Raw genomic sequence first — 22,208 nt, forward strand, 5'->3', positions numbered from 1 at the left:
AAACCTCAGGAGACGACAATGTTCAGAACATGGATTGCCGCAGCCGCCCTTTCGCTCGCCGCCGGCCTCGCGCATGCGCAGACCGAAGTCGTCGTTCAATACCCCTATGCTGAATTATTCGAAGGCACGCACAAGCGCATCATCGAGGAGTTCGCCAAGGTGCGGCCGGACATCAAGGTCACGCTGCGTGCGCCCTATGATTCCTACGAGGAAGGCACTCAGAAAGTGCTGCGCGAGGCGGTGACCAACCAGATGCCCGACGTGAGCTTCCAGGGTCTCAACCGCATCCGCGTGCTGGTGGACAAGAACATTCCGGCCGAACTCGACGGCTATATCGCGGCCGAGAAGGATTTCGACAAGCAGGGCTTCCATCAGGCGATGTTCGATATCGGCACGGCGAGCGGCAAGGTCTATGCGCTGCCGTTCGCGATTTCGCTGCCGATCGTCTACGTCAATCTCGATCTGGCGAAGAAGGCCGGCGCCGATCCGGCTAATCTGCCGCAGACGTGGGACGGGTTGATCGATCTCGCCAAGAAGATCAAGGCGCTCGGTCCCGACTTCAACGGTATCACCTACGCCTGGGACATCACCGGCAACTGGCTGTGGCAGGCGCCGGTGTTTTCGCGCGGCGGCACCATGTTGAACGCCGAGGAAAACAAGGTGGCGTTCAACGGGCCGGAAGGCCAGTTCGCGATCAGGACGCTGGCGCGCCTTGTCAGTGAAGCCGGCATGCCGAATCTCGACCAGCCGGCGATGCGCGCGACCTTTGCCGCCGGCAAGACCGGCATTCACGTCACCTCGACCTCCGACCTCAACAAGACCACGCAGATGATCGGCGGCAAGTTCGAGCTGAAGACCCACACCTTCCCGGACGTGGTGTCGCCGAACGGCCGGTTGCCGGCCGGCGGGAACGTCGTGATGATTCTGGCCAAGGACAAGGCCAAGCGTGACGCGGCCTGGGAGGTCGTGAAGTTCTGGACCGGCCCGAAGGGCGCGGCGATCATGGCGGAGACCACCGGCTACATGCCGCCGAACAAGGTCGCCAACGACGTTCACCTGAAGGATTTCTACGTCAAGAATCCGAACAATTACACCGCGGTCAGCCAACTCGCGCTGCTGACCAAATGGTACGCCTTCCCCGGCGACAACGGCCTCAAGATCACCGACGTGATCAAGGATCATCTCAACTCCATCGTGACGGGTGCACGCACCAAGGAGCCGGAAGCCGTGCTCGCCGACATGACGAGCGACGTGCAGAAGCTGCTGCCGAAGACGGTGGGTTCGGTGCGTTGACGACAACTGCCTTACCAGGAACCGCTGCGGCTACCACGCCACGCCGCGGCGGTCGCTAACAGGGAGACATGGTTCGATGAAATTCGTCATCCTCACCGACACTCATTTCGTCGCCCGTGGCCGCAAGCTCTACGGGCTGGATCCCACCGAGCGGCTTGGCGCGGCGGTCGAGCGGATCAACCGCGATCATCCGGATATTTCCTTCGTGATCGTGACCGGTGACCTGGCCCATTGGGGCGAGGACGCCGCTTACGAAAATCTCGCCTCGGTCCTGGCGCGGCTGAAGGCTCCGACCATCCTCTTGATGGGCAATCACGACAAGCGCGGTCCGTTTGGCCGTTTCTTCCCCGGCGTGCAGCGCGACGAATCCGGCTTCGTGCAATCCATTCATTTGTTCGATGCTGCCACGATCGTCACGCTGGATACGCTGAACGAGGCCGCCCCTGATCACGCCGGATGGCTGTGCGAGGCGCGACTCGCCTTCCTCGAACACGCGCTTGCTTCGGCGCCAGCCGATCGCCCGTTGCTGCTGTTTCAGCACCATCCGCCGTTCGATACCGGGCTGCGCTACATGGACGACATCAAGCTCGCCAATCCCGAGGCCGAATGGGACGTAATCGCACGCACGCGAAAGCCGGACTATCTATTCATGGGCCATCTGCACCGGCCGATCTCGGGCATCTGGCGCGGCATCCCCTTCCACATCCAGCGCGCGCTATCCCATCAGGTGGCGTTCGACCTCGATACGGCGGATCACATTCCCGGGTCGCACGAACTGCCGGACTATTCGCACGTGACCGTCAGCGCCGGGCAGGTGGTGATTCATCAATGCTCGTTCCTTTACGATGGACCGCTGTTTTCGTTGCAGGACCGCGCCGCAATCGAATGGAGCGACCGATAACGCAGGTAACGCCAGGCACGCCGCGATCGGCCGTCAGCCCGGCCGGGACTGCGCTTCCAACTGCCGGCTGTAGCGCGACATCGCAAAGCAGAACACGAAATAGATCAGCCCGACGAACACATAGACTTCGACGCTGAACTGCTGCCAGGCGGGATCGATGATGGAGGTCTTCGCCGTCGTCAGCAGGTCGAAGATGCCGATGATCAGCACCAGACTGGTATCCTTGAAGAAGGCGATGAACGTATTCACCAGTGGCGGGATCACATGGCGAATCGCCTGCGGCAGGATGATCAGGCCGTTCTTCTTCCAGTAGGTGAGCCCGAGCGCGTCGGCCGCGTCGTGCTGTCCTCTCGGAATCGCCTGCAGGCCGCCGCGGATGACTTCGGCAAGATAGGCGCCGGCGTACAATATGAACGCGATCTGCGCCCGGAGCAGTTTGTCGATGTTGACGCCGTCGGGCAGGAACAGCGGAAACATCACGCTCGCCATGAACAACAGGCTGATCAGGGGAACGCCGCGGATCAACTCGACATAGAGCACGCAGAGCGACCTGATCGCGGGTAATTTTGAACGGCGGCCCAGAGCTACCACGATCCCGAGCGGGAAGCCGAACGCCAACCCAAACGTCGCCAGGATCAGCGTCACCGGCAGGCCGCCCCAGCGATCCTGTGAAACGTAGGACAGCCCGAAGACGCCGCCCCACATCAATACGCCGATCAGGACCAACGCCGCCGCCCACACCAACACCAGTTCCTTGCGCCACCAATTGCGCCGGCTCGACACCCAGATCAGCGCAACGAAGGTGAGGCACACCAGTGCCGGCCGCCACTGCTCATTGAAGGGGTAAGTGCCGAACAGGATGAAGCGATATTTTTCGGGAATGACGGCCCAGCAGGCGCCGAGCCCACGGATCGACCGGCAGGGGCCGGTCTGGTTGCCGGAAACGATCCAGATCGCATTCCAGTAGCCCCACTGCACGAGGCTGACGAACGCCTTGGCGAGCAACGCGATCAGGAGAACGGAGATGATGCTTGACGTGACCGAGGCGAACAGATTCGCACGCAGCCACCGGATGACGCGGCCGCCCGGAGTCCTGCGGGGGCGCACGTCGAAGGGCAGCGGATTTTGCGGGGTGTCCGTGATCGACGTCATGGCATCAGCGCTCCACCAGCGCGATGCGCGCATTGTACCAGTTCATGAACAGGCTGATGCCGAGGCTGATGGTAAGGAACACGGCCATGATGAGCGCGATGGCTTCGATGGCCTGTCCGGTCTGGTTCAGCGTGGTATTCGCAATCGACACCAAGTCCTGGTATCCGACCGCAACCGCAAGCGAGGAATTCTTGGTTAGGTTCAGATATTGGCTGGTCATCGGCGGAATGATGACGCGGAGCGCCTGCGGCAGCACGATGCGCTGAAGCACAAAGCTACGTCGCAGGCCGAGCGCGTTTGCGGCGTCCCATTGGCCCCGTGGAACAGCCTGAATGCCGCTGCGCACGATTTCGGCGATGAAGGCCGAGGTGTAGGTGACGAGCGCGATCAGCAGCGCGAAATATTCCGGTGCGAGCGTCAGTCCGCCGACAAAGTTGAAGCCGCGCAGTTCGGGCAACGTGATGGTCCATGACGCGCCGAGACCGAACGACACCAGCGCCGGCAGGCCGACGAGCAGGGCTAGCGCATAGGGCCAGAGCGGGCGCGCTTTGCCGTCCGCCATCTGCCACGCCACTAACTGCCGCCGCAATAGATACAGCGCGCCAAGGCCGGCAGCGGCCGCAGCGATGACCCACAGATTTGCTTCCTCGATCGGAATCGATGGCAACACCAGGCCTCTGTTCGACAGAAAGACGCCTTCGATCGGCTTCCAGGCCGCGCGTGCCGCCGGAAGTCCCTGCATCAACACGTACCAGAACAACAACTGCAGCAGCAGCGGAACGTCGCGGAGCACTTCGACATAGACCGCAGCCAGCCGCGACAACAGCCAGTTCGACGACAGCCGCGCGATGCCGATCAGCGTGCCAAGCACGGTCGCGAGCACGATGCCGATGACTGCGACACGCAGTGTATTGACGATGCCGACGATGAAGGCGCGGGCGTAAGGATCCCTGGGGCTGTAGGCAAGCCAGCTATCGGCGATCGGCATTCCGGCCTCGCGGCCGAGAAAGGCGAAGCCGGTCGAAATCCGGCGTACCGACAAATTGTGCAGGGCGTTGGACCAGAGCCAGCCAACGATCGCGACCGCGATGGCGACCACCACGATCTGCCAGACGAGGCCGTTGATCTGCTGGCGATTCAGGCGGAGGTGCATCCGCCGGCGGCGAGGGAGTTCGGGCGTGGATGTCGTCACAGCACAAGGATCCTCGACTTAAGCGGCGATGACTTTGAGCAAAGATGTCTTGCAGCAGCGATCTTCCAGCAGCGATCTTCGGCGATGCGCCCCGCAAGACGCATTTCAAATGTTGCACCAAAACGGATTTTGTGCAACATATGTTTCATGGCGCAGTCCCGGCCGAAATCCTCGCCGCTGAACGATTTGTGCAGTGCGCTGCCATCGTTGCCGATGCGGCTGCAGCAAGTCGGCCGGTTCGTTGCCGCCAATGACTATGACGCCACCACGCGCTCGATGCGTGATCTTGCCGCCGAGGCCGGCGCCGATCCCGCCGCTTTCACCCGGCTTGCAAAAGCGCTCGGCTATTCCGGATGGGACGAATTACGCGCCGCGCTGACCGAGGCCCGCCGGCCCGCGCAATCTTCGCCGTTTTCGGGTCGCGCCAGGGGCGGGCGGAAAGGGCCCAACGCCGAGATATCGCTGATCTCCGACAAGCTGGAAGCCGAGGCGGCAGGTCTTGCGCGCATTTCGGCCGGCTCGGTGGCCAACGCCGCCAAGGCTCTGCACGCCGCGCGGCGCATCTGGATCGCCGGCTTTCGGAGCTGCCGCAGCGTTGCGGAATTGCTCAATTATCAGCTTCGCTTGTTCCGGCCGGACGCGGTGCATCTGGTCGGCGGCTCGGGTCCCGAAGATCTCGATCTGGGTGCGTTCCATAGCGGCGACGCCGTCGTCGTTATCGGGTTTGCGCCCTATTCGAGGGCAAGCGTTTTGTCGGCGCGGGCGGCCCATGATTCCGGCGCCACGCTGGTCGCGATTGCCGATACGATTACGGCGCCGATGGCGGAGGGGGCCGATCATCTGTTGCTCTATGAGGCCGCCGCGTCGCCGGGATTCTTCCCGAGCCTCACCGGCGCCATTGCCATCGCGCAGTCGCTGGCCGCCGTGACCTTCGTGCTGGGCGGCGCCGGCGCCAAGCGCCGCCTCGAAGAGACCGAAGGCCGGTTGGCCGCGCTGTCGCAATATGTCGCGGAGAAAGGTTGATCGTCATGGGAGCCAGCAAAAGCCGGTTGCTGCACCGAAGCCTGCGTGAAACGCCGCCAAAGGCCATCGGCGGCGATGGCGTCTGGCTGATCGCCGAGGATGGCAGGCGGATTCTGGACGCTTCCGGCGGCGCTGCCGTCTCCTGTCTCGGCCACCAGCACCCTCGCGTGCTCGAGGCCATAACGCGGCAGGCATCGAAGCTGGCCTTTGCCCATACCGGGTTCTTCTCGTCGGAGCCCGCCGAAGCGCTGGCCGAGGCGCTCGTCGGCGACGAGCCCGGCGGTCTGGCCTACGCCTATCTCGTCAGCGGCGGGTCGGAGGCAATCGAGGCCAGCATCAAGTTGGCGCGGCAATATTTTGTCGAAAGCGGCCAGCCGCAACGCCAGCGCTTCATCGCGCGCCGCCAGAGCTATCACGGCAATACGCTGGGCGCGCTCGCCGCCGGCGGCAACGCCTGGCGGCGCGAACCCTACGCGCCGTTGTTGTCGGCGGCCTTCAGCCACGTGACGCCAGCGTTCGCCTATCACGAAAAACGCGACAGCGAATCCGAGGCCGATTTCGTGACGCGACTGGCGGGCGAGCTGGAAGCCGAATTCCAGCGCCTTGGTCCGGATACGGTGGCGGCATTCATCGCCGAGCCGGTGGTGGGTGCCACGGGCGGATGCGTGCCGGCGCCGGAGGGATATTTCCGCGCCGTCCGCGAGATCTGTAACCGGCATGGCGCGCTCTTGATCCTGGACGAGGTGATGTGCGGCATGGGCCGTACCGGCACGCGCCACGCCTGGGAGCAGGAGGGCATCGCGCCCGATATCCAGGCGATCGCCAAGGGTCTCGGCGGCGGCTATCAACCGATCGGCGCCATGCTCGCCGGCGGGCGCATCGTCGACACGATCCGGGAAGGCTCGGGCTCATTTCAGCACGGCCACACCTATCTGGCGCATCCGCTCGCCTGTGCCGCGGCGCTCGAGGTGCAGCGGGTGATCGACGACGAGCAACTGCTCGACAGGGTCAAGGATCTTGGCCGCCAGCTCGAACGGCGCCTGACCGAGCGTTTCGGCAATCATCGCCATGTCGGCGATATCAGGGGGCGAGGCCTGTTCCAGGCCATTGAGCTCGTCGCCGATCGCGCCACCCGCGCGCCGTTCGATCCCGCGCTCAAGCTCCACCAGCGGATCAAGGCCGCCGCGCTCGAAGGCGGCCTTGCCTGCTATCCCTCGGGTGGAACGGTGGATGGCCGCAGCGGCGACCACGTCCTGCTGGCGCCGCCCTATATCGCGACATCAGACGATATCGACATGATCGTCGACCGGCTGGGTCACGCCGTCGATTTGGCCTTGAAGAGTGTTGGTCATTAGGAGGAGCAGAATGAAGAGAATCATCATCGCTACAGGCTTGCTCGCCGCATCGGGCTTGATGGCGCAAGCCGCAACGCTCGATACGGTCAAGCAGCGCGGCACGCTGGTGTGCGGCGTCAGCATCGGCTTCGCGGGGTTCTCCACGCCGGACTCGCAGGGCAATTACAAGGGGCTCGACGTCGACTATTGCCGCGCCTTGGCCGCCGGTGTGCTCGGCGACGCGAGCAAGGTGCGCTATGTCGCGCTCACGGCGCAGAACCGCTTCACGGCTTTGCAGTCGGGCGAGATCGACGTGCTCTACCGCAATTCGACGCAGACCTATCTGCGCGGCGCGACGCTGGGGCTGCGGCAGGGACCGGTCAATTTCTACGACGGCCAGGGTTTTGTCGTAAGGGTCGACGCCGGCGTAAAGGACCTCAAGAGCCTCAACGGCGCTACCGTCTGCGTCGCGCAGGGCACGACCCATGAAGTGACGCTCGGCGACTACGGCCGTGCCAACGGCATCGAATGGAAACCGCTGGTGTTCGACCGCACCGATACCATGTACCAGACGTTCTTCGGCGGGCGCTGCGATGCCATGACCCAGGACGCTTCCGCGCTCGCCGGCGCGATCACCACCGCGGCTTCCAATCCGGCTGATTACACCGTGTTGCCGCAGACCATCAGCAAGGAGCCGCTCGGGCCGTTCACCCGCAACGGCGACGACGTGTGGACCGACATCATCGCCTGGCTTCACTATGGTCTGATCGAGGCGGAAGAGCTTGGTGTCACCGCAGCCAACGCCGATCAAATGGCCAAATCCAATGTGCCGGCCGTCCAGCGGCTGCTCGGTGCTTCGGGTGAGCTCGGCTCGCGATTAGGCCTCGACAACAAATGGATGCTGCAGGCGATCAAGGCGAGCGGCAATTACGGCGAGATTTTTGAGCGCAATGTCGGCAAGGCGAGCCCGTTAAAACTCGATCGCGGCCTCAACGCGACCTGGGCCAAGGGCGGCCTGATGTACGCTCTGCCGTTCAAGTAGGGAGCATAGCGTTTTCGAGCGAAGTGGATACCGGTTCGCGTAAGAAAACGCGTCAAACAAAAACTATCGCGGCGCGGCGGGTTGACACCCTCTGCGCCGCAGCCAGACTGACCCATATGCGAATTACCCTGATCCATGCCCTGAAGCACTCGATTGTGCCGATCGAAGCCTCCTTCGCCAGGCTTTGGCCGGACGCCCGCCTGATGAATTTGCTCGACGACAGCCTGTCGGCCGATCTGGCGCGTGACGGCGGGCTCACTGATGCTATGACCGAGCGCTTCCTCCGGCTCGGACGCTACGCCGTCGGTACCGGATCGGATGCGATCCTGTTCACCTGCTCGGCGTTCGGCCCCTGCATCGAAGCCGTCGCACGGGCCCACGCCCCGATGCCGGTGCTCAAGCCCAATGAAGCGATGATCGAGCAGGCCGTCGCGCATGGCCGGAAGATCGGGCTGTTGTCGACGTTCCCGCCGACGCTCGTCTCGATGCCGCCGGAGTTTCCGTCGTGGGTCGAGCTGGTGCCGAAACTGGCGGAGGGCGCGTTGGCCCCGCTCGATCGCGGCGATCGCGCGACCCATGACCGCCTGGTGGTGGAAGCAGCGAGGAGCTTGCGCGACTGCGACCTGATCGCGCTCGCCCAGTACAGCATGGCGCCGGCGGCTGACGCGGTCGCCGAGGCGACGGGACGGCCGGTGCTGACCACACCGGACAGCGCGGTGCAGAAGCTGATGAAGATGCTGGGAATGGACCGAGCCTAGGCTTCTTCCTCGTTTGGCGTCTTTTCGGCTAGGCTTGCTCAACGTTATCTCTTGCCGCGGGCCGTTGGCCAGCGGCAAATGCTGCTCCAATCGCAGCAACAAGCAGAGCAGCTCCTCCCCAAGCGAGCGCATCCGCACCGAACCAAGTGATCAGGCCGCCACCAAAGGCGCTGCCGAACATTTGCCCGAGATACGTGGCGGACAGATTCAATGCCGCCGAGGCTGAAGCCAGATCCGGCGCCAGGAGCACCAGCCGTGCCTGCTGAGACGGATGAATAGCGAAGCCGCCAAGCCCCCAGATCGAGATCGCCAGCATCGTAGTCACCAGCGATCCGTATGCCATGGGCCACATCGCAAACGCTGCAATCATGAGGACAAGGCAAGCGCCAACCACACGTCCAGCGCCAATGCGATCTATCACGCGGCTCGCGAAGTAATTGCCAGCAAGCCCCGCTACCCCGAACCAGCCAAACAGAAGGCCGATTCCCCCCGCATCAATGCCCAGGCTGTCCCTGAGGCCGGGAGCAAGGTAGGTATAGAGTGTAAATTGACCTGCACACTGGAGAACCGTGGTCAGCAACAACCATAGAATGACTGCATTGCCCGCCAAAGGCCGCCATGCGCTCCAGTCTACCGGCGCATTCGGCACTCTGGCTGAAACCGTGAGCGCGACCCACACCGCGCTCGCGAACGACATTGCGCCGACAAGGCTGAGCGTTACGCGCCAGCCAAGAACCGCTCCGAGCGCGTTTCCTGCAGGTATCCCAATCACGATCGAGAGCGTGAACCCGAGAAACATCGTGGCGATGGCTCTGCCGCTCTGTCCGGGCGGAGCTGCAAGACCGGCGGCAGCGATCGAGTGTGGAGTGACGATCGCAGCAGCAAGGCCTGCAAATATGCGCGCCGCTGCAAGCGTGCTGTAGGTCGGCGCCACCGCCGCGGCAAACTGCAGGACTCCAAACAAGACAAGTCCCGCCGCAATCAAGTCCCGCCGACCAAATCGCCTCGTGAGAGATATCAGCAGCGGCGCCCCGACCGCGAGCGCAAGCGAATAGGCGGACATCAACTGTCCCGCACCTGCGACTGACGTCCCAAGCTCCAGCGCGATCTCATTGAGTAGACCGGTCACCGCGAAAGCGCCGATCCCCACAACGAAGTAGCCGAATGCAAGAGCTGCGGTGGATTGGGTTCTGCGCACACGACCTCACGTAAGCTTCGGATGTGGTCGCTGGACACGCCGGAAGCAGCTCACATGCGGCGCGCACGAATATCGACTTCCTTCCGCCAGTTTTCGTTGTCCAAACTCCGCTCCGCCGTCCAATGAAAAGACGCCGGTTCAATTTCGGAAAAGGTCCAGCGCATCGAGCCGCCTCGTGGATCCGGGCCTTCCTGCACAATATCTCGGTCTCGTGCGCGGCCGGTCTGTTGCGTGAAAACATCGGTCGCAGGGTCATTCCATAGAATGCGCCAAGCATCGAGATTCGGATCGTAGATGCGCAGCGTCGTTCCGTACCAATTTCCTGCCCCGGGAAGCTGTTCAATACCCAGGCGCCGTTGTATGAGGCGCGGGATCATCCAGACGTCCTGTATGGCGCGGCCCTGCAATATCCAGCCTGCGTGAATCTCACCGTGACCGGCATGGGTGGACCCGTCCTCAAGTATTGTGGTGACGTCCATCTCCCATTGACCGACGAGCCACGAGTATAGTTCCAGCTTGGCCTTGCGCTCTGGATCCGGGCCATCGGCGTGGAGCACGCGAGCAAATGATGTGGCAAGCGAGCTTGGCGCTTGAGCATTTGTGGTGTGCGCAGATGTCATCGTAGCCTCCTCTGACTCCAACGGTTGGCCTCACAGTGAGCCTCGATCCGATATCCACCCATCGGGATCAATCAAAGGTCGCCGCATGGAACTTGCTCACTGCCACGGGCCGGTGCCGCGAAACTGAAGTGCAAGCCTGAGGCGGGATTCGGATCGACCGGTTGGACCCTGCAGATGTGGCGCGGCGCCGGTTTTCGCTTGGGAAAAATTGCTAAATCTGGTCGGGCTGGCCGGAACAGCCTGTTGCCCGCTCTGCTGGAGAACCTGAAACCAGGTTATGCGTTCTGGCGTTATGGCACTCAAGATTAAGGTATTGGCGTCTGGTCCCGGTTGGAGCGTGCGTGACGTGGTCTGCGACTACGGGCCGCACGATCACGCTTTCGTCGAGCAGCATGCCGAAACGGCAATCTCGCCAGTGACGCAAGGAAGCTTTCAGTACCGGACGCAGGTTGGAGCCGCGACGCTCGTGCCGGGATCGCTTCTGCTCGGCAATGCCGGCAGCTGCTTCGAGTGCGGGCATGAGCATGCGCAGGGCGACCGGTGTCTCGCGTTTCATTTCGCGCCAGCATTCTTCGAGAGCATTGCCGCAGGCGTGCCGGGCGCACGCAGGACTACATTCGTCCATGCCGGCTTGCCTCCGACAAACGACCTCATTGGTCTACTCGCCGATGCTGAAGTCGCCCGCGATCAGCGCGACGGGGCAGCGCTCGAGGAAATCGCGACCCGACTTGCCGGCGCCGTTCTGATGATGACGGCCGACAAAGTCGCGCCTATCCGCACTCCAAGCGCGCACGATGAGCGGCGGATCACCCGGGTCGTCCGCCGTATCGATGCACAACCAGATGGAAGGCTGGGGCTCAACGCGCTTGCCCGCGAAGCTGCAATGAGTCCCTATCATTTTCTGCGTACGTTCCAGCAAGTAGCCGGAATGACGCCGCATCAGTACATTCTGCATATGCGGCTCCACCACGCTGCAAGGCAGCTCCGCGAGAGCTCGGATCCGATCTCCAGGATCGCTTTCAAGGCTGGCTTCGAGGATCTCGCCACTTTTAACCGGCGATTCCGCCGACTGATCGGTACAACGCCGAGCACCTACCGCGCGGTCGGTTAGATACTTCACGGCGGGTAGCGCGAAAAGAGAGCAGGCCCTTGGGCGCTCCTGCTGCCAAAGTCGCTATTGTGACTGCTGCGACAGCCGCATCGGAAAGCGATGTTTGGCGCCGATCGCGGCTAGGCGTCTTTCTTCGGAACCTTTTTTGCCGGCTTCTTCGCAGCCGCTTCCTCGGCCGCGTTCCTGATCGCGCGCGCGTAGCTATCAGCGGTGTTTTGCGCCGAATTTTGCAGCCGTTTGGCCGCGGCCGTACCGAGCTCCATCGTGCTCTTGGCGATCAGCCGGAATTGGTCCCGCGTCTCCTTGTCCTTTGCCTTGGTCGCGCGGGCCATGATCTGGTCGCGCCGCTTCTTCACGGCTGCCATCAGACTCTTGTTCTGCGCTTTTGCGATTTGCCGGATGACGACGTCGAGATCGGCTTCAGCCATTATGAGTCACTCTTGCCGCACCATGCTGCCGGTCAGGGGGCGCTGATGCACTGGCACATTACGGTTGATGAAGGAACAGGCAGCATTGTGTCGCCCTGGCGTGATGATTTCAAGCGCGATTTGGCAGCGGCGCGGCGTGACGGCTTGCTCAACCTTGAAGCCGACGCGCATAGCCGGGCGTCATGCCGGAAGGATCCGCCGATAACCGTCGGTTAACGTTGAATTGCTACGCTTTCGCAACCGACAGGAAGGACAAGCGGATGCGTAACCTCACCGTCTATCAGCGCTTTGCGATGGTCATTGCAGCGCTGACGATCGTGCTGCTGGCCGTCTCCGCCCTGCAGATCCTGGTGCTGCGCGATGCGGTGCTGGCCGAGCGGCGCACCACGGTCCGCAATCTTGTCGAGGCCGCGACGAGGATCCTCGCCCAATACGAGGGTGAGGCCAAGGCCGGCAAGATCGAGCCTGACCGGGCGCGTCAGATGGCCTTTGCTTCGATCGGCGCCATGCGCTGGGGCGAACACGCCGACTACATCGGCGTGTACGGCACGGGAAGCGCCGATGCCGGCGTCACCTATGTGCACGTCAATCCGAAATACATCAACGTCAACCGCTGGGAGTTCAAGGACAAGAGCGGCAAACTGTTGATCCAGGACATCGTGCGGGCCGCGCGTGCCGGCGGCGGCTTTGTCGAATATCTGGCGCCCCGCTCCGCCGGCGGCGCCGAACTTCGCAAGATCGCCTATGTCGGGGCGTTTGGCACAGGCGACAAGCCTCTCGCGATCCAGGCCGGCGTTTATGTCGACGACATCGACGCGGTGGTCTTCAGTCGGATGATCTGGGCCGGGATCGCCGGGCTGGCCGGGCTGGCAATCGCGGCTTTCTCGGCATTCTGGCTCGGCCGCGGCATGGTCGTTCCGCTCAACAGAACCTGCTCGGCGATGGACGAGCTGGTCAAGGGCAACCTTGCGGCCGAGATTCCGTTCGTCGACCGGACCAACGAGATCGGCCGCATTGCGCGAAGCCTCCAGGTCTTCAGGGATCATCTGGTCGAAACCACGCGGCTGCGCACCGAACAGGAAGCGATGAAGACGCGCTCTGCCGAGGAGCGGCAAGCGGTTCTGTCCCGCATCGCCGACGAATTCGAGCGCAGCATCGGCGGGGTGATCCGGGGCACCGCAACGGCCGCCGACGAGTTACAGAATTCCGCTTCGTCGATGTCCACGATTGCGGTGGGAACGACGGATCAGAGCGCGAAGGTCGCGGCCGCCGCCGAGCAGACGGCGTCGAACGTCCAGACCGTTGCGGCGTCGGCGGAGGAATTGTCTTCCTCGATCCAGGAGATCGCACGGCAGGTCACCCAATCTTCGTCGATTGCCCAGAACGCGGTCGGGCAGGCCAACCGGACCGAGGCCATGGTCGGCCGCCTGGTCGAGGCCTCGCAAAAGATCGGCGAGGTCATGGCGCTGATCCAGACCATCGCGGGACAGACGAATTTGCTGGCGTTGAACGCGACCATCGAAGCTGCGCGGGCCGGCGAGGCGGGCAGAGGCTTCGCCGTCGTCGCCAACGAGGTGAAGGCGCTGTCGTCGCAGACCGCCAAGGCTACCGACGAAATCACCAGCCAGATCCAGGAAATTCGCGATGCGACCGGTTCGACGGTTAATGCAATCCGCGAGATCGGTACCACGATCGGACAAATGAACGAGATCGCAGGCTCCATTGCGGCCGCCGTCGAAGAGCAGGGAGCTGCGACCAACGAGATCGCCCGCAGCGTGCAGCAGGCGGCGCAAGGCGCCCAAGAGGTGATGCAAAACATCACGGGCGTGCGCGAAGCTTCGAGCAAGGTCGACGCAGCCGCGAGCCTCGTGCTCAATGCCGCCGGTCAACTGACGTCGCAATCCGAGCAGCTCAAAACTGAAACCGGCAAATTCCTCGGCAACGTCCGGGCCGCGTGACGACAGGCGTGCGCGGATCTGGCGCCCTATTCCTGTTCAATGTCTTCGAGCTTGATCCCGAGTCCAGCGCTCAAGCTACTGCGCGCCTGTTCGACGCGGCTTAGGAAGCGTGGGTCGTGTTCAAGTGAGCGGGACAAGTTGTCCTTTGTTTCCGACAAAGGAACGTCCTTCAACCCGGATCTCCCAACTCTGCGAACCATGACTCAGCTTCCGATTTGGCTATGATCACCAGAACTTCGACAGTTGTGCCGGAAACATCATAGAACACCCGGGCTTCGTCTACAAACGGCGAGGACGCCGGACTCAATTCAGCCGCGCGCCGATCCCCGTGAGCACGCGATAGTCCGGCTTGGACTGAACGCCGTTGTGCTGGTTGATGACCGGCACGCCGACCGAAACAAAGCCGGAGAAGCGATCGAAACCGACGCGTACGCCGGGCGAGAGATAGACCGTGGTGCCGCCCGAATTGGGGTCGGGAATTCCGGCGATGCGCTGCTTGTCGTGCCACTCGCCATTGAGCTCGAGAACGAGGTCGAGCGTGTAGGGCGTCTTCTTCATGTCGCTGTGGTCGTGGTTGGCGTGATAGAGACAATGCTCCTGCAACTGATTGCGCGGCTGCATGCAGTACTCGTGCAGCTCCACCTCTTTCGCGGAGCCGGTCGGCCCGACCAGCCGATACGACACGGCGGTGCCGAACAGAAAACGGTCGCCGAGATTGGTGTTCTGCGTGCCCGTGCTGATCAGGTAATAGAGGCCGCTCACGTCGAACGACCAGCGGCCGGCGCGCTTGGTGAAGGCGGCGCCGAACAGGCCGTCCCACGAACCCGAGCCCGGTTGAAACTCGGCCTGAAAAAGCTGGCCGGCCGCGTCGCGCTGGTTGGTGCTGCCGGTCGGCGCCTTGAAGCCGAACAGTACGGCGGCTGACGTCCCACTCTGCGCGTTGCTGTGGAAACGGTACTGCCCGAGCATGGTGACGTCGCCGAACCCCGCCGAGTTGCCGCGCTTGTTGATGCTGTCGGATCCCATCAGGCTGCTCATGTCGCTCGCATCCATCATGCCCATGTGGCCGCCGCTCAGCATGTCCTCCCCGGGCTCGCGGATATCCGAGCGCCGCACGCCGGCCGCGCGAACGGCAACCGTCAGATCGTTGGTGATGCCGTAGGCCACCGAAAGCGAGACACTGTCGATCGAGCGGATCGAATGCGCGTGCGTGCCCCGGTTTGCTGCGGTGAGCAGGTCGGCATCGCTGAGTTGGCCCAGCCTGATGAATTCATAGCGGATCGATGCGGCGATCAGTCCTTCGGAAAGCGTGTCGGCCGAGATGGTGTTGATGGGGCCGCCACTGCCGGTATTGCCGCCGCCGCCCGGATGATGTGCTGCTGCGGGAGCAGCGAGAAAAAATATCATGGATGAAAAGATGCCGGCCGCTGGCCGTCTAAGATACGCACACACATACGCCCCCTGTACTCACTGTCCGGCGATTAGCCATCGCAATCGGGCGCGAGATTGACTGGATCTTGCGAGAAGCGCGGCTGGCTGGCGACCGAAGCGAAGCGGAAAAGCGAACGCGCCATCGCGGGCGCGGCGTCTGTGTGGCTGTCGCGTGTTGGGCGAATGGCGAAAGAGGTGCAATCAGTTGCTTGGTTGTATGCCCGAGGTCGCTCGCGTCGCAACGCAGCAGCCGCAATCACGTCCGGCAGTGGCCGCAATCACGGCGAGCGCCAGCCGTAATCGCGTCTGAATGTTTCTCTACACGCTTCACGGTCCAGCGCGCGTATCGGAGTAGGACAATTATGACAACCATCGTCAGAGATATCTTTGTGTTTGTCACCGCGGCTATTTTTGTCGCAGCGAGTTTGCTCATTGCGACCAGCGCCGGCGCGCACGAGTACAAGGCCGGCGCGCTCGACATTGGCCATCCCTGGTCGCGCCCGACCCCGAAGGATTCCAACATCGCGGGCGGCTATCTCACCATCACCAACAAGGGAAAGACCGCGGATCGTCTGATCGGTGGCACGTCGCCCGCGGCAAGCCAGATCGAGGTGCACGAGGTGGTCGATGTGGACGGTATGGCGAAGACGCGCCCGCTCGCGAACGGTCTCGAGATCAAGCCCGGCAAGACCGTGGAGCTCAAGCCCGGCGCCTATCGCATCCTGCTGATGGGCCTCAAGGAGCCGTTCCTGATCGGCCAGAAGGTGAAGGGCACGCTGGTGTTCGAGAAGGCCGGGCCCGTCGACATCATCTACAACGTCGAGGAAAACGCCGGAGCCGCCGTTAGTGGTGTCAATGGTGTCGCGCACAAGCACCATTAGCGCGGTGGCGCTCTGCAGGATCCCGCCGTGCTCAGCTCAAGCCAAATGTCGCTCGTCACCATCGGCAGGCCACAGCCGCCACCACAGAGAACGCAGGCTGCCTGGCGGTCCGCCGCCGCGGTCTTGTCCGCATCGCTTCTCGGTGTCGGACTGGCGTACTGTGCCTGCATATTGCTGATCCCAGCGGCAGGGCATGGGAGCAGCGCGTCCTTCGCTTCGGCTGACGATCGTTCGCCAGGTGTGATCTGCTCAAGCGGCAATTCGCTGCAGGCAGTTCGCACCAATGAGTGAGCCGGTCGAGCTTTGGCCAACTTGTATCTTGGCATCGAAATAGTTTGCGCGTTATCGCGCGCGGCCGTGCGCATGTCCGCAGGCGCTCATGCTGGCGGCATTGCCGTGGCAAGCCGCGTCCATGCCCTGCGCACCCGCCGTCAACAGTTCGGAAACCACACGAGCTCTCTTCCAGTCCCGCTAACTAATCGAAAATCGTTCTGCCGCAAATTCGTCCCCGGGAAAGGGAATGGGGAGATCCAAGCAATGAACGGGCTGGCCATCATGGAAAACGTTCGCCGCTACCGCACAATCGCATCGTTGTACCGCCAGACCGCGGCCTTCCGGCCGCTTCATAGCGGTTCCCTGCTGGCGCAAGCCAGGGAATGGGAGCATCGCGCCGTAGCGGAGCTGGAAGCCTATTATGAGGCTTTCTGTCAGGCCGCTTCCGGCAATGCGCCAACCCACTCCGCAAGCTGCGCCGTGAACTGACGGCGGGGCGCTCCGGAGTTAACGAATTCAGGCGGCGTGAGTAAGATCCATTTACCTTCGCCGTCCCAGATGGGTAACTCGATCGATCCACCTGCCATCCTCGACAGTGATACGATCGAAATTTACGGTAGCCCGCTTGGGGCTTCTTTCCTGGGTGGCATATCAGCTCGCCGGCGCTATCAGTCCTACCCGCATATCCCTGGCGATATAGACGCATGTGTCGTCGGCAAAGACACGCCCGTTCGCAATGCCGACAGCCAGTTTGCCGCGCCGGACATGGCGCATACTGACCTCGTAGCGCACGCGCTTGACGTCTGGCTTGATGTCGCCTCGGAATTTCACCTCGCCGACGCCGACCGCGCGGCCTTTGCCCGGCGAGCCCGACCAGCCGAGCCAATAGCCGATGATCTGCCACATGGCGTCCAGACCCAGACACCCCGGCATCACCGGGTCGCCGGCAAAGTGACAGCCAAAGAACCAGAGGTCCGGCGTGATATCGAGCTCGCCGATGACATGGCCCTTGCCGAATTCGCCGCCGTCCACGCTGATCTCGATAATCCGGTCCATCATCAGCATGGGCGGTGCCGGGAGCTGAGCATTGCCCGGCCCGAAATAGCCGCCTTCGCTCGACTTGAGCAGCTCTTCACGGGTGTAGGACGATTGCGGAGCGTGAAAGTCGCGCGGGTCTGATACGGTCATGTCACCTCTGACGATGTTTGGCGGGCGGTTGTCAAATGTGCTTTCCGTAGCCTGACTTCAAGCCAAAGTCTCCGCCGCATGCCTTCGCGGTCGCGCTCGATGGCCGGCAATGGTCCGCGCGGGGCGCATCAGGCGCGCGGGCGCGAAACTTCTTATGATCTACGATCTTATCAACACATTGTGGATTCAATGAATCTGGACTCTGATGACTGTTGGGTCGATCCGGATGCCGAAGACGTTGCGCCCGATCGTGTCGTTGCTCCTGGGCCTCGCGTTCCTGCTGGCAGGCAGCGGCCTGCAATTCACGTTGCTGCCGTTGCGCGGCAGCGCGGAAGGTTTTGACGATCTTGCGCTCGGTGTCATCAGCTCGGCCTATTACGTCGGCTTCGTCAGCGGCTGTCTGCTCGCGCCTTATCTGATCCAGCGCGCGGGGCACATCCGCGCTTTTACAGCGATGGTGGCGGTGGCGGCTGCCGTGGCGCTTGCCTACGCGCTCGCGCCGGTGGTCGTGGCCTGGATAGCTTTCCGCGGCGTAACCGGCCTCTGCCTCGCCGGTCTCTACCTGGTGGTCGAGAGCTGGCTCAACGATCGCGCCTCCAACGAGAATCGCGGGCTCGTGCTGTCGGCCTACGTGGTGGTCAATTATGGCGCCATCACATTTGGTCAGGCTCTGGTGACGCTTTATCCGATCGCTGAGGCTGGGAACTTCATGGTGGCCGCCATGCTTTCCTCGTTGGCCATCGTTCCGGTGGCCCTGACCCGTGCGGCGCAACCAGCACCGATTACCACCGTCAGCTTTCGCGTCGGACAGCTATACCGCGCGGCACCCGTCGCGCTGGTCGCAAGTTTCATGATTGGCGCAGCTAACGGTGCATTCTGGGGCCTTGCGCCGCTGTCGGCCGCCGGCAGCGGCCTCAGCATCGATCAGGTGGCGCTGTTCATGAGTACGGCGGTGCTGGCGGGAGCGATTGTCCAGTGGCCGGTAGGCCGTCTGTCCGACCGCATCGATCGCCGCCTGGTGCTACTCGTTCTCTTGATCGGAGCCGCCGCCGCGGGCGTTGCCTCGTGGTTGATCTCCGCATCCGGAATGATGCTGCTGCTATTCGGCATTCTCTTCGGGGCGCTCGCGCTGCCCGGCTATTCGCTTGCCGCGGCTCATGCCTATGACAAGACCCCAGCGAGCGATGTGGTACCGATCGCCGCCACAATCCTGCTCACCAACGGCCTCGGTTCAGTGGTCGGACCGCTCATTGCCGCTGCCTTCATGTCGGCGGAAGGGCCACGCGCCTTGTTCCTGTTCACCGCGATGGTCCAGGCGTTGCTTGCGGCCTACGTTTTGTATCGGACGCAGGTGCAGGTCTCGCTCGCTTCGCCACAGAAGACCGACTTCGATCTTGCCGCGACAGCACTCGTGGGTACGGTGGTCACGCACGATGCGCTGGACCCAGCCGATCCCTCGATTATTATCCCGGAGGCCTATGCGCGCGCGCCCATGCAAGCCAATGCCGGATCGACTCCATCGTCGGAGAGCTGACCTTGGGCTCGCCGGTTGACGCGGCATCGGGCGCCGGACTCCATCCTGATGACCACGGCACGCCGAGAGGGCGGACATGCATCCGGAGAACCGCAACAAACTCAACGACCGCGTGATCAGAGCGGCTGAGGCGACGCTCGCAGCCCAGAAGTATGTGAGCCCCGTCGACGTGCTGGTCGGGATCGGATGGCTCGATCCCGGAGCACTCAAACGTTGGCGGCAGGGGCAGGTCGACTATCTCGAGCGCGTCATGCAGACCAATCTGCCGCGCATTTCGCAGGCCATGAAGCTGTTTCGGTCGTGGGCAACCGCGAAAGGGCTGACCCCAAGCGAGACGCATTATGTTGCGCGGACACCGTCGCGGCAGACGCTGCGCTTCAGCAAGAGCGGGAATCCGACGATCGAAAGGTTGTACCGCACCCATTGGATCTCGGGCGAGCTTTCGCAGAGAAAGCAGGAGCGTTTGGCGGAGATGGCGAGCCGTGCGCCCGAGCTTGTGGTGATCCAACCACTGAACGATACCTGGAAATGCCACCGATGCGGCGGAACGGGCGATCTTCTCATCATGGAAAGTCCTGGCCCGGCATGCCTGCGATGCACAGGGCTCGCCGATCTTGAATTTTTGGGGGCCGGAAATGCACTGCTCACGCGCCGGGCGAAGGCAAAGAGCCCGAGGCATGCCGTGGTGGTACGCTTCAACAAGACCCGGGGCCGCTATGGACGACAAGGCCTGCTGGTCGAGCCGCACGCCTTAGCGGAGGCGGAACGTGAACTTGGCCGGTAGAGCCGCGACTGATGCCGTTCCGGAGAGCCATGCTTCAGTGGTGATCTGCCAGTTAACTTTCGATCTGGCGGTAGACTGGCGCGCCACGGCCGATGAAGATGGGCACCACTGCTTCGCCGTGACGCTATGATGAAGCGCTCCACTGCACGAAAGGGACGGCGATGCTACGCCACCCTATCCGACAGTAGTGGCTGCATGACCCTCCAGTCGCTGCGCCAGTCGACCCGCTGTAGGTAGCGGACTTAACCGCCTCGAAGCTGCGCCACAGGCCGTGCCGCGAGAGGACGCTGCGGCTGGGCCTCTTTCTTATGATGTCTCACGAGATTCTCATCGGGATGGCGCCGAGGAAATCACGCTTGCCGATCTCGACGCCACAGTGCCGGAGAATGTCGTAGGCAGTGGTCAGGTGAAAGTAGAAGTTAGGCAGTGCGAAGTGGTTGAGATAGTCGATACCTCGCATGTGCCCCTTGTTGCTCGGGCCGAGCGGGAACGTGATTTCGCGTTCGGCAGCCGTGTCGATGTCCTGCGGGTCGAGCGTTTTTATGAAATCGATCGTTTTCGCAATGCGATTCCTGAGTTCAGCGATCGTCTTCTCATTGTCCTCGTATCTTGGCGGCTCAAGACCGGCGAGCCGCGCGCCCCCGTTCTTGGCCTGGTCGCAAGCGCTCTGCACTTGCTGCGAGAATGCGAACATGTCGGGAAAGAGGCGCGTATTGAGAAGCACTGCGGGATCAATGCCCTTCGCCCTGGAATAGGCCTCGGCCTTGTCGATGAGCGTCGACAGCGTGTTGAGACCGACCTCGAATACTGGAACTGAAGTGTTGAACATTGACATGGCGGGAGCCTCGCTCTGTTAGTTCGAACGTGATGAATTTGGCGGGCCCGGCAAGGCTCTGGACATCAGTTGCATATGCATCTATAATGTTGACTAAGCTAACCGCCTGTCAAGAATTCTGCTTTCAACCTCGAGTGATCGGCAGATAATTCTGATGCATATGCACGTTTCATGGCTGAATTCGCTCAGCTAGCACGAACGATGGCCGTGGAGTGCCCCGCTCTCCGCGTGCGGCAAGCCTCGCGTGTCCTCGCAAAGCTCTTCGACGACGAGCTAGCGCCTTTCGGACTGCTCTCGTCGCAACTGCCCGTCATCGCGACTGCCGCGCTGTTCGGAGATTCGGGTGCGCCTATGAACAAGCTCGCACAGGCATTGCTGATGGATCGCACTACCCTGACGCGAAGCATCCGACCGCTCGAACGTGCTGGGCTCTTACGTGTGGCGCGGTCCCCGGAAGATGCTCGCACAAAAATCGTCGTCATCACGCGGTCCGGTGAGCGCATGATTGAAACGATCTTTCCCGTGTGGAAGCGGGTTCTTGAGCAAATCAAGAAGCCCCTCGGCGCGGAGATGCTTACCGACCTTCATGCGCGGCTCGATCGGGTGATTGCGCTCTCTCGCGTTGCGGAGCGTGGCGCGCCGTCCAGCGACGGCGCTCTCTCTAATGAGGGGCACGGCGGCCCGCGTTCATCAAAGACCCCATACAAGGGGTGAAGGACGGCAGCATGACCTACGTCGAATTCTGTCGAGCGCTCCCAGTGAACACCTACGTGGTTCAGTCGGGCGGGTCCCACGTCTGGAAAATCGGCGACAAAGTTTTCGCAATCGCCACTGGGTCGGATGGCAAACGCGTTTCGCCTTCAATGTGAGCGACATTGCGTGTGAGAGCCAGGCGTGCGTCCCCGCCCCCTGCCTCGCATCGCGTGGCGGGAAATGGATTCAGCATTTCGCGAAGCTAGGAGCAATCGGCGTCTTCCGCGGGCTTTCGCGCGCATTTGCGACTGATCGGCAACGATATCGCGCAAAATCGTAAAGTGGCGCGCCACGGCCGATGAAGACGGGCACTATTGCTCGCCGCGGCGCTATGATGTCTTAGCATAGCCTCCCCCTAAGGCGTCAGAATTGCGACGCACTACGACATGACACTACGCCGCTGGATGCGGTGAACCCGCGGACCCAGCATACGAGACCGATGATGGTCCGAGTTCGGACCATTGGCCTGTCGTGGCTCATCGGCCAAACTTGGTTGATCAGGAGGCGGTCGTGGACACC

General features: G+C 62.5%; 25 protein-coding genes. 13 read left to right on the forward strand and 12 right to left on the reverse strand.

Features of this window, described 5'->3' with window-relative positions:
• The first annotated feature begins 18 nt into the window (after positions 1-18).
• Positions 19-1,293 (forward strand): ABC transporter substrate-binding protein, encoded by a 1,275-nt coding sequence (locus V1277_RS15815; protein WP_334417122.1) that lies wholly within the window; start codon positions 19-21, stop codon positions 1,291-1,293.
• Positions 1,294-1,369: 76 nt separating this feature from the next.
• The gene (locus V1277_RS15820; RefSeq protein WP_334417123.1) at positions 1,370-2,194 is read left to right on the forward strand and encodes a phosphodiesterase; all 825 of its coding nucleotides are present in this window, start codon (positions 1,370-1,372) and stop codon (positions 2,192-2,194) included.
• A gap of 33 nt (positions 2,195-2,227) precedes the next feature.
• Here the strand turns inward: V1277_RS15820 and V1277_RS15825 are convergent, their stop codons facing one another.
• From V1277_RS15825 to V1277_RS15835, 3 genes are read right to left on the reverse strand one after another with little or no spacing between them, the layout of a single operon-like run.
• Positions 2,228-3,346 carry an amino acid ABC transporter permease gene (locus V1277_RS15825; RefSeq protein WP_334417124.1) on the reverse strand — a complete coding sequence of 373 codons (1,119 nt, stop codon included), beginning with the start codon at positions 3,344-3,346 and terminating at the stop codon, positions 2,228-2,230.
• A 4-nt stretch (positions 3,347-3,350) separates the two neighbouring features.
• Positions 3,351-4,538, reverse strand: coding sequence for an amino acid ABC transporter permease (locus tag V1277_RS15830; protein ID WP_334417125.1), 1,188 nt, complete (start codon positions 4,536-4,538; stop codon positions 3,351-3,353).
• Complete coding sequence (locus tag V1277_RS15835; protein WP_334417126.1) at positions 4,535-4,687, reverse strand: hypothetical protein; 153 nt, start codon at positions 4,685-4,687, stop codon at positions 4,535-4,537. Before V1277_RS15835 ends, V1277_RS15830 begins: the two co-directional genes overlap by 4 nt.
• On the opposite strand from V1277_RS15835, the gene V1277_RS15840 reads away from it, so the two are divergent.
• The 4 genes from V1277_RS15840 to V1277_RS15855 all read left to right on the forward strand — a co-directional run bounded on the left by V1277_RS15840 (position 4,686) and on the right by V1277_RS15855 (position 8,695).
• A complete protein-coding gene (locus V1277_RS15840; protein ID WP_334417127.1) occupies positions 4,686-5,561 on the forward strand; it encodes a MurR/RpiR family transcriptional regulator in 876 nt (291 codons plus the stop codon). The genes V1277_RS15835 and V1277_RS15840 overlap by 2 nt on opposite strands.
• A 5-nt stretch (positions 5,562-5,566) precedes the next feature.
• Positions 5,567-6,916, forward strand: a complete 1,350-nt coding sequence (locus V1277_RS15845; protein WP_334417128.1) for an aspartate aminotransferase family protein — start codon at positions 5,567-5,569, stop codon at positions 6,914-6,916.
• Between the two features lie 10 nt (positions 6,917-6,926).
• Positions 6,927-7,937 carry an amino acid ABC transporter substrate-binding protein gene (locus tag V1277_RS15850; RefSeq protein WP_334417129.1) on the forward strand — a complete coding sequence of 337 codons (1,011 nt, stop codon included), beginning with the start codon at positions 6,927-6,929 and terminating at the stop codon, positions 7,935-7,937.
• A gap of 116 nt (positions 7,938-8,053) precedes the next feature.
• Positions 8,054-8,695, forward strand: a complete 642-nt coding sequence (locus tag V1277_RS15855) for an arylsulfatase (protein ID WP_334417131.1) — start codon at positions 8,054-8,056, stop codon at positions 8,693-8,695.
• A gap of 28 nt (positions 8,696-8,723) precedes the next feature.
• On the opposite strand, the gene V1277_RS15860 is transcribed toward V1277_RS15855, so the two are convergent.
• The 4 genes from V1277_RS15860 to V1277_RS15875 form a co-directional block, all read right to left on the reverse strand.
• Positions 8,724-9,893: an MFS transporter gene (locus tag V1277_RS15860; protein ID WP_334417132.1), complete on the reverse strand. Its 1,170-nt coding sequence runs from the start codon at positions 9,891-9,893 to the stop codon at positions 8,724-8,726.
• Positions 9,894-9,943: 50 nt separating this feature from the next.
• Complete coding sequence (locus tag V1277_RS15865) at positions 9,944-10,513, reverse strand: hypothetical protein (protein WP_334417133.1); 570 nt, start codon at positions 10,511-10,513, stop codon at positions 9,944-9,946.
• Positions 10,514-10,724: 211 nt separating this feature from the next.
• Positions 10,725-11,138: a hypothetical protein gene (locus V1277_RS15870; protein WP_334420546.1), complete on the reverse strand. Its 414-nt coding sequence runs from the start codon at positions 11,136-11,138 to the stop codon at positions 10,725-10,727.
• A 33-nt stretch (positions 11,139-11,171) separates the two neighbouring features.
• Positions 11,172-11,468 carry a hypothetical protein gene (locus tag V1277_RS15875; RefSeq protein WP_334420548.1) on the reverse strand — a complete coding sequence of 99 codons (297 nt, stop codon included), beginning with the start codon at positions 11,466-11,468 and terminating at the stop codon, positions 11,172-11,174.
• On the opposite strand from V1277_RS15875, the gene V1277_RS15880 reads away from it, so the two are divergent.
• Positions 11,397-11,624: a helix-turn-helix transcriptional regulator gene (locus V1277_RS15880; RefSeq protein WP_334420388.1), complete on the forward strand. Its 228-nt coding sequence runs from the start codon at positions 11,397-11,399 to the stop codon at positions 11,622-11,624. The two genes, V1277_RS15875 and V1277_RS15880, sit on opposite strands and share 72 nt — an antisense overlap.
• Positions 11,625-11,743: 119 nt before the next feature.
• On the opposite strand, the gene V1277_RS15885 is transcribed toward V1277_RS15880, so the two are convergent.
• Both V1277_RS15885 and V1277_RS15890 read right to left on the reverse strand, forming a co-directional pair.
• Positions 11,744-12,052: a hypothetical protein gene (locus V1277_RS15885; protein WP_334417134.1), complete on the reverse strand. Its 309-nt coding sequence runs from the start codon at positions 12,050-12,052 to the stop codon at positions 11,744-11,746.
• Positions 12,053-12,058: 6 nt separating this feature from the next.
• Positions 12,059-12,223 (reverse strand): hypothetical protein, encoded by a 165-nt coding sequence (locus tag V1277_RS15890; RefSeq protein ID WP_334417135.1) that lies wholly within the window; start codon positions 12,221-12,223, stop codon positions 12,059-12,061.
• An 89-nt stretch (positions 12,224-12,312) separates the two neighbouring features.
• Between V1277_RS15890 and V1277_RS15895 the strand changes: the two genes are divergently transcribed.
• A complete protein-coding gene (locus V1277_RS15895; RefSeq protein WP_334417136.1) occupies positions 12,313-14,010 on the forward strand; it encodes a methyl-accepting chemotaxis protein in 1,698 nt (565 codons plus the stop codon).
• Between the two features lie 303 nt (positions 14,011-14,313).
• On the opposite strand, the gene V1277_RS15900 is transcribed toward V1277_RS15895, so the two are convergent.
• The gene (locus tag V1277_RS15900; RefSeq protein ID WP_334417137.1) at positions 14,314-15,417 is read right to left on the reverse strand and encodes a transporter; all 1,104 of its coding nucleotides are present in this window, start codon (positions 15,415-15,417) and stop codon (positions 14,314-14,316) included.
• 386 nt (positions 15,418-15,803) lie between these two features.
• Between V1277_RS15900 and V1277_RS15905 the strand changes: the two genes are divergently transcribed.
• On the forward strand, positions 15,804-16,322 hold the full coding sequence (locus V1277_RS15905; protein ID WP_334417138.1) for a copper chaperone PCu(A)C: 519 nt from the start codon (positions 15,804-15,806) through the stop codon (positions 16,320-16,322).
• 537 nt (positions 16,323-16,859) lie between these two features.
• Positions 16,860-17,084, forward strand: coding sequence for a hypothetical protein (locus V1277_RS15910; protein ID WP_334417139.1), 225 nt, complete (start codon positions 16,860-16,862; stop codon positions 17,082-17,084).
• 162 nt (positions 17,085-17,246) lie between these two features.
• Here the strand turns inward: V1277_RS15910 and fabA are convergent, their stop codons facing one another.
• Positions 17,247-17,783 (reverse strand): bifunctional 3-hydroxydecanoyl-ACP dehydratase/trans-2-decenoyl-ACP isomerase, encoded by a 537-nt coding sequence (gene fabA / locus V1277_RS15915; RefSeq protein WP_334371339.1) that lies wholly within the window; start codon positions 17,781-17,783, stop codon positions 17,247-17,249.
• A gap of 205 nt (positions 17,784-17,988) precedes the next feature.
• Here fabA and V1277_RS15920 point away from each other — a divergent pair, with 205 nt between their 5' ends.
• Positions 17,989-19,317 (forward strand): MFS transporter, encoded by a 1,329-nt coding sequence (locus V1277_RS15920; RefSeq protein WP_334417140.1) that lies wholly within the window; start codon positions 17,989-17,991, stop codon positions 19,315-19,317.
• A gap of 76 nt (positions 19,318-19,393) precedes the next feature.
• Positions 19,394-20,101, forward strand: coding sequence for a hypothetical protein (locus tag V1277_RS15925; protein WP_334417141.1), 708 nt, complete (start codon positions 19,394-19,396; stop codon positions 20,099-20,101).
• 316 nt (positions 20,102-20,417) lie between these two features.
• Here V1277_RS15925 and V1277_RS15930 read toward each other — a convergent pair whose 3' ends face one another.
• Complete coding sequence (locus V1277_RS15930) at positions 20,418-20,936, reverse strand: DUF1993 domain-containing protein (protein ID WP_334417142.1); 519 nt, start codon at positions 20,934-20,936, stop codon at positions 20,418-20,420.
• A 171-nt stretch (positions 20,937-21,107) separates the two neighbouring features.
• On the opposite strand from V1277_RS15930, the gene V1277_RS15935 reads away from it, so the two are divergent.
• Complete coding sequence (locus tag V1277_RS15935; RefSeq protein WP_334417143.1) at positions 21,108-21,650, forward strand: MarR family winged helix-turn-helix transcriptional regulator; 543 nt, start codon at positions 21,108-21,110, stop codon at positions 21,648-21,650.
• The last annotated feature ends 558 nt before the right edge of the window (positions 21,651-22,208 follow it).

Source organism: Bradyrhizobium sp. AZCC 1588, assembly GCF_036924735.1.
Lineage (GTDB): Bacteria > Pseudomonadota > Alphaproteobacteria > Rhizobiales > Xanthobacteraceae > Bradyrhizobium.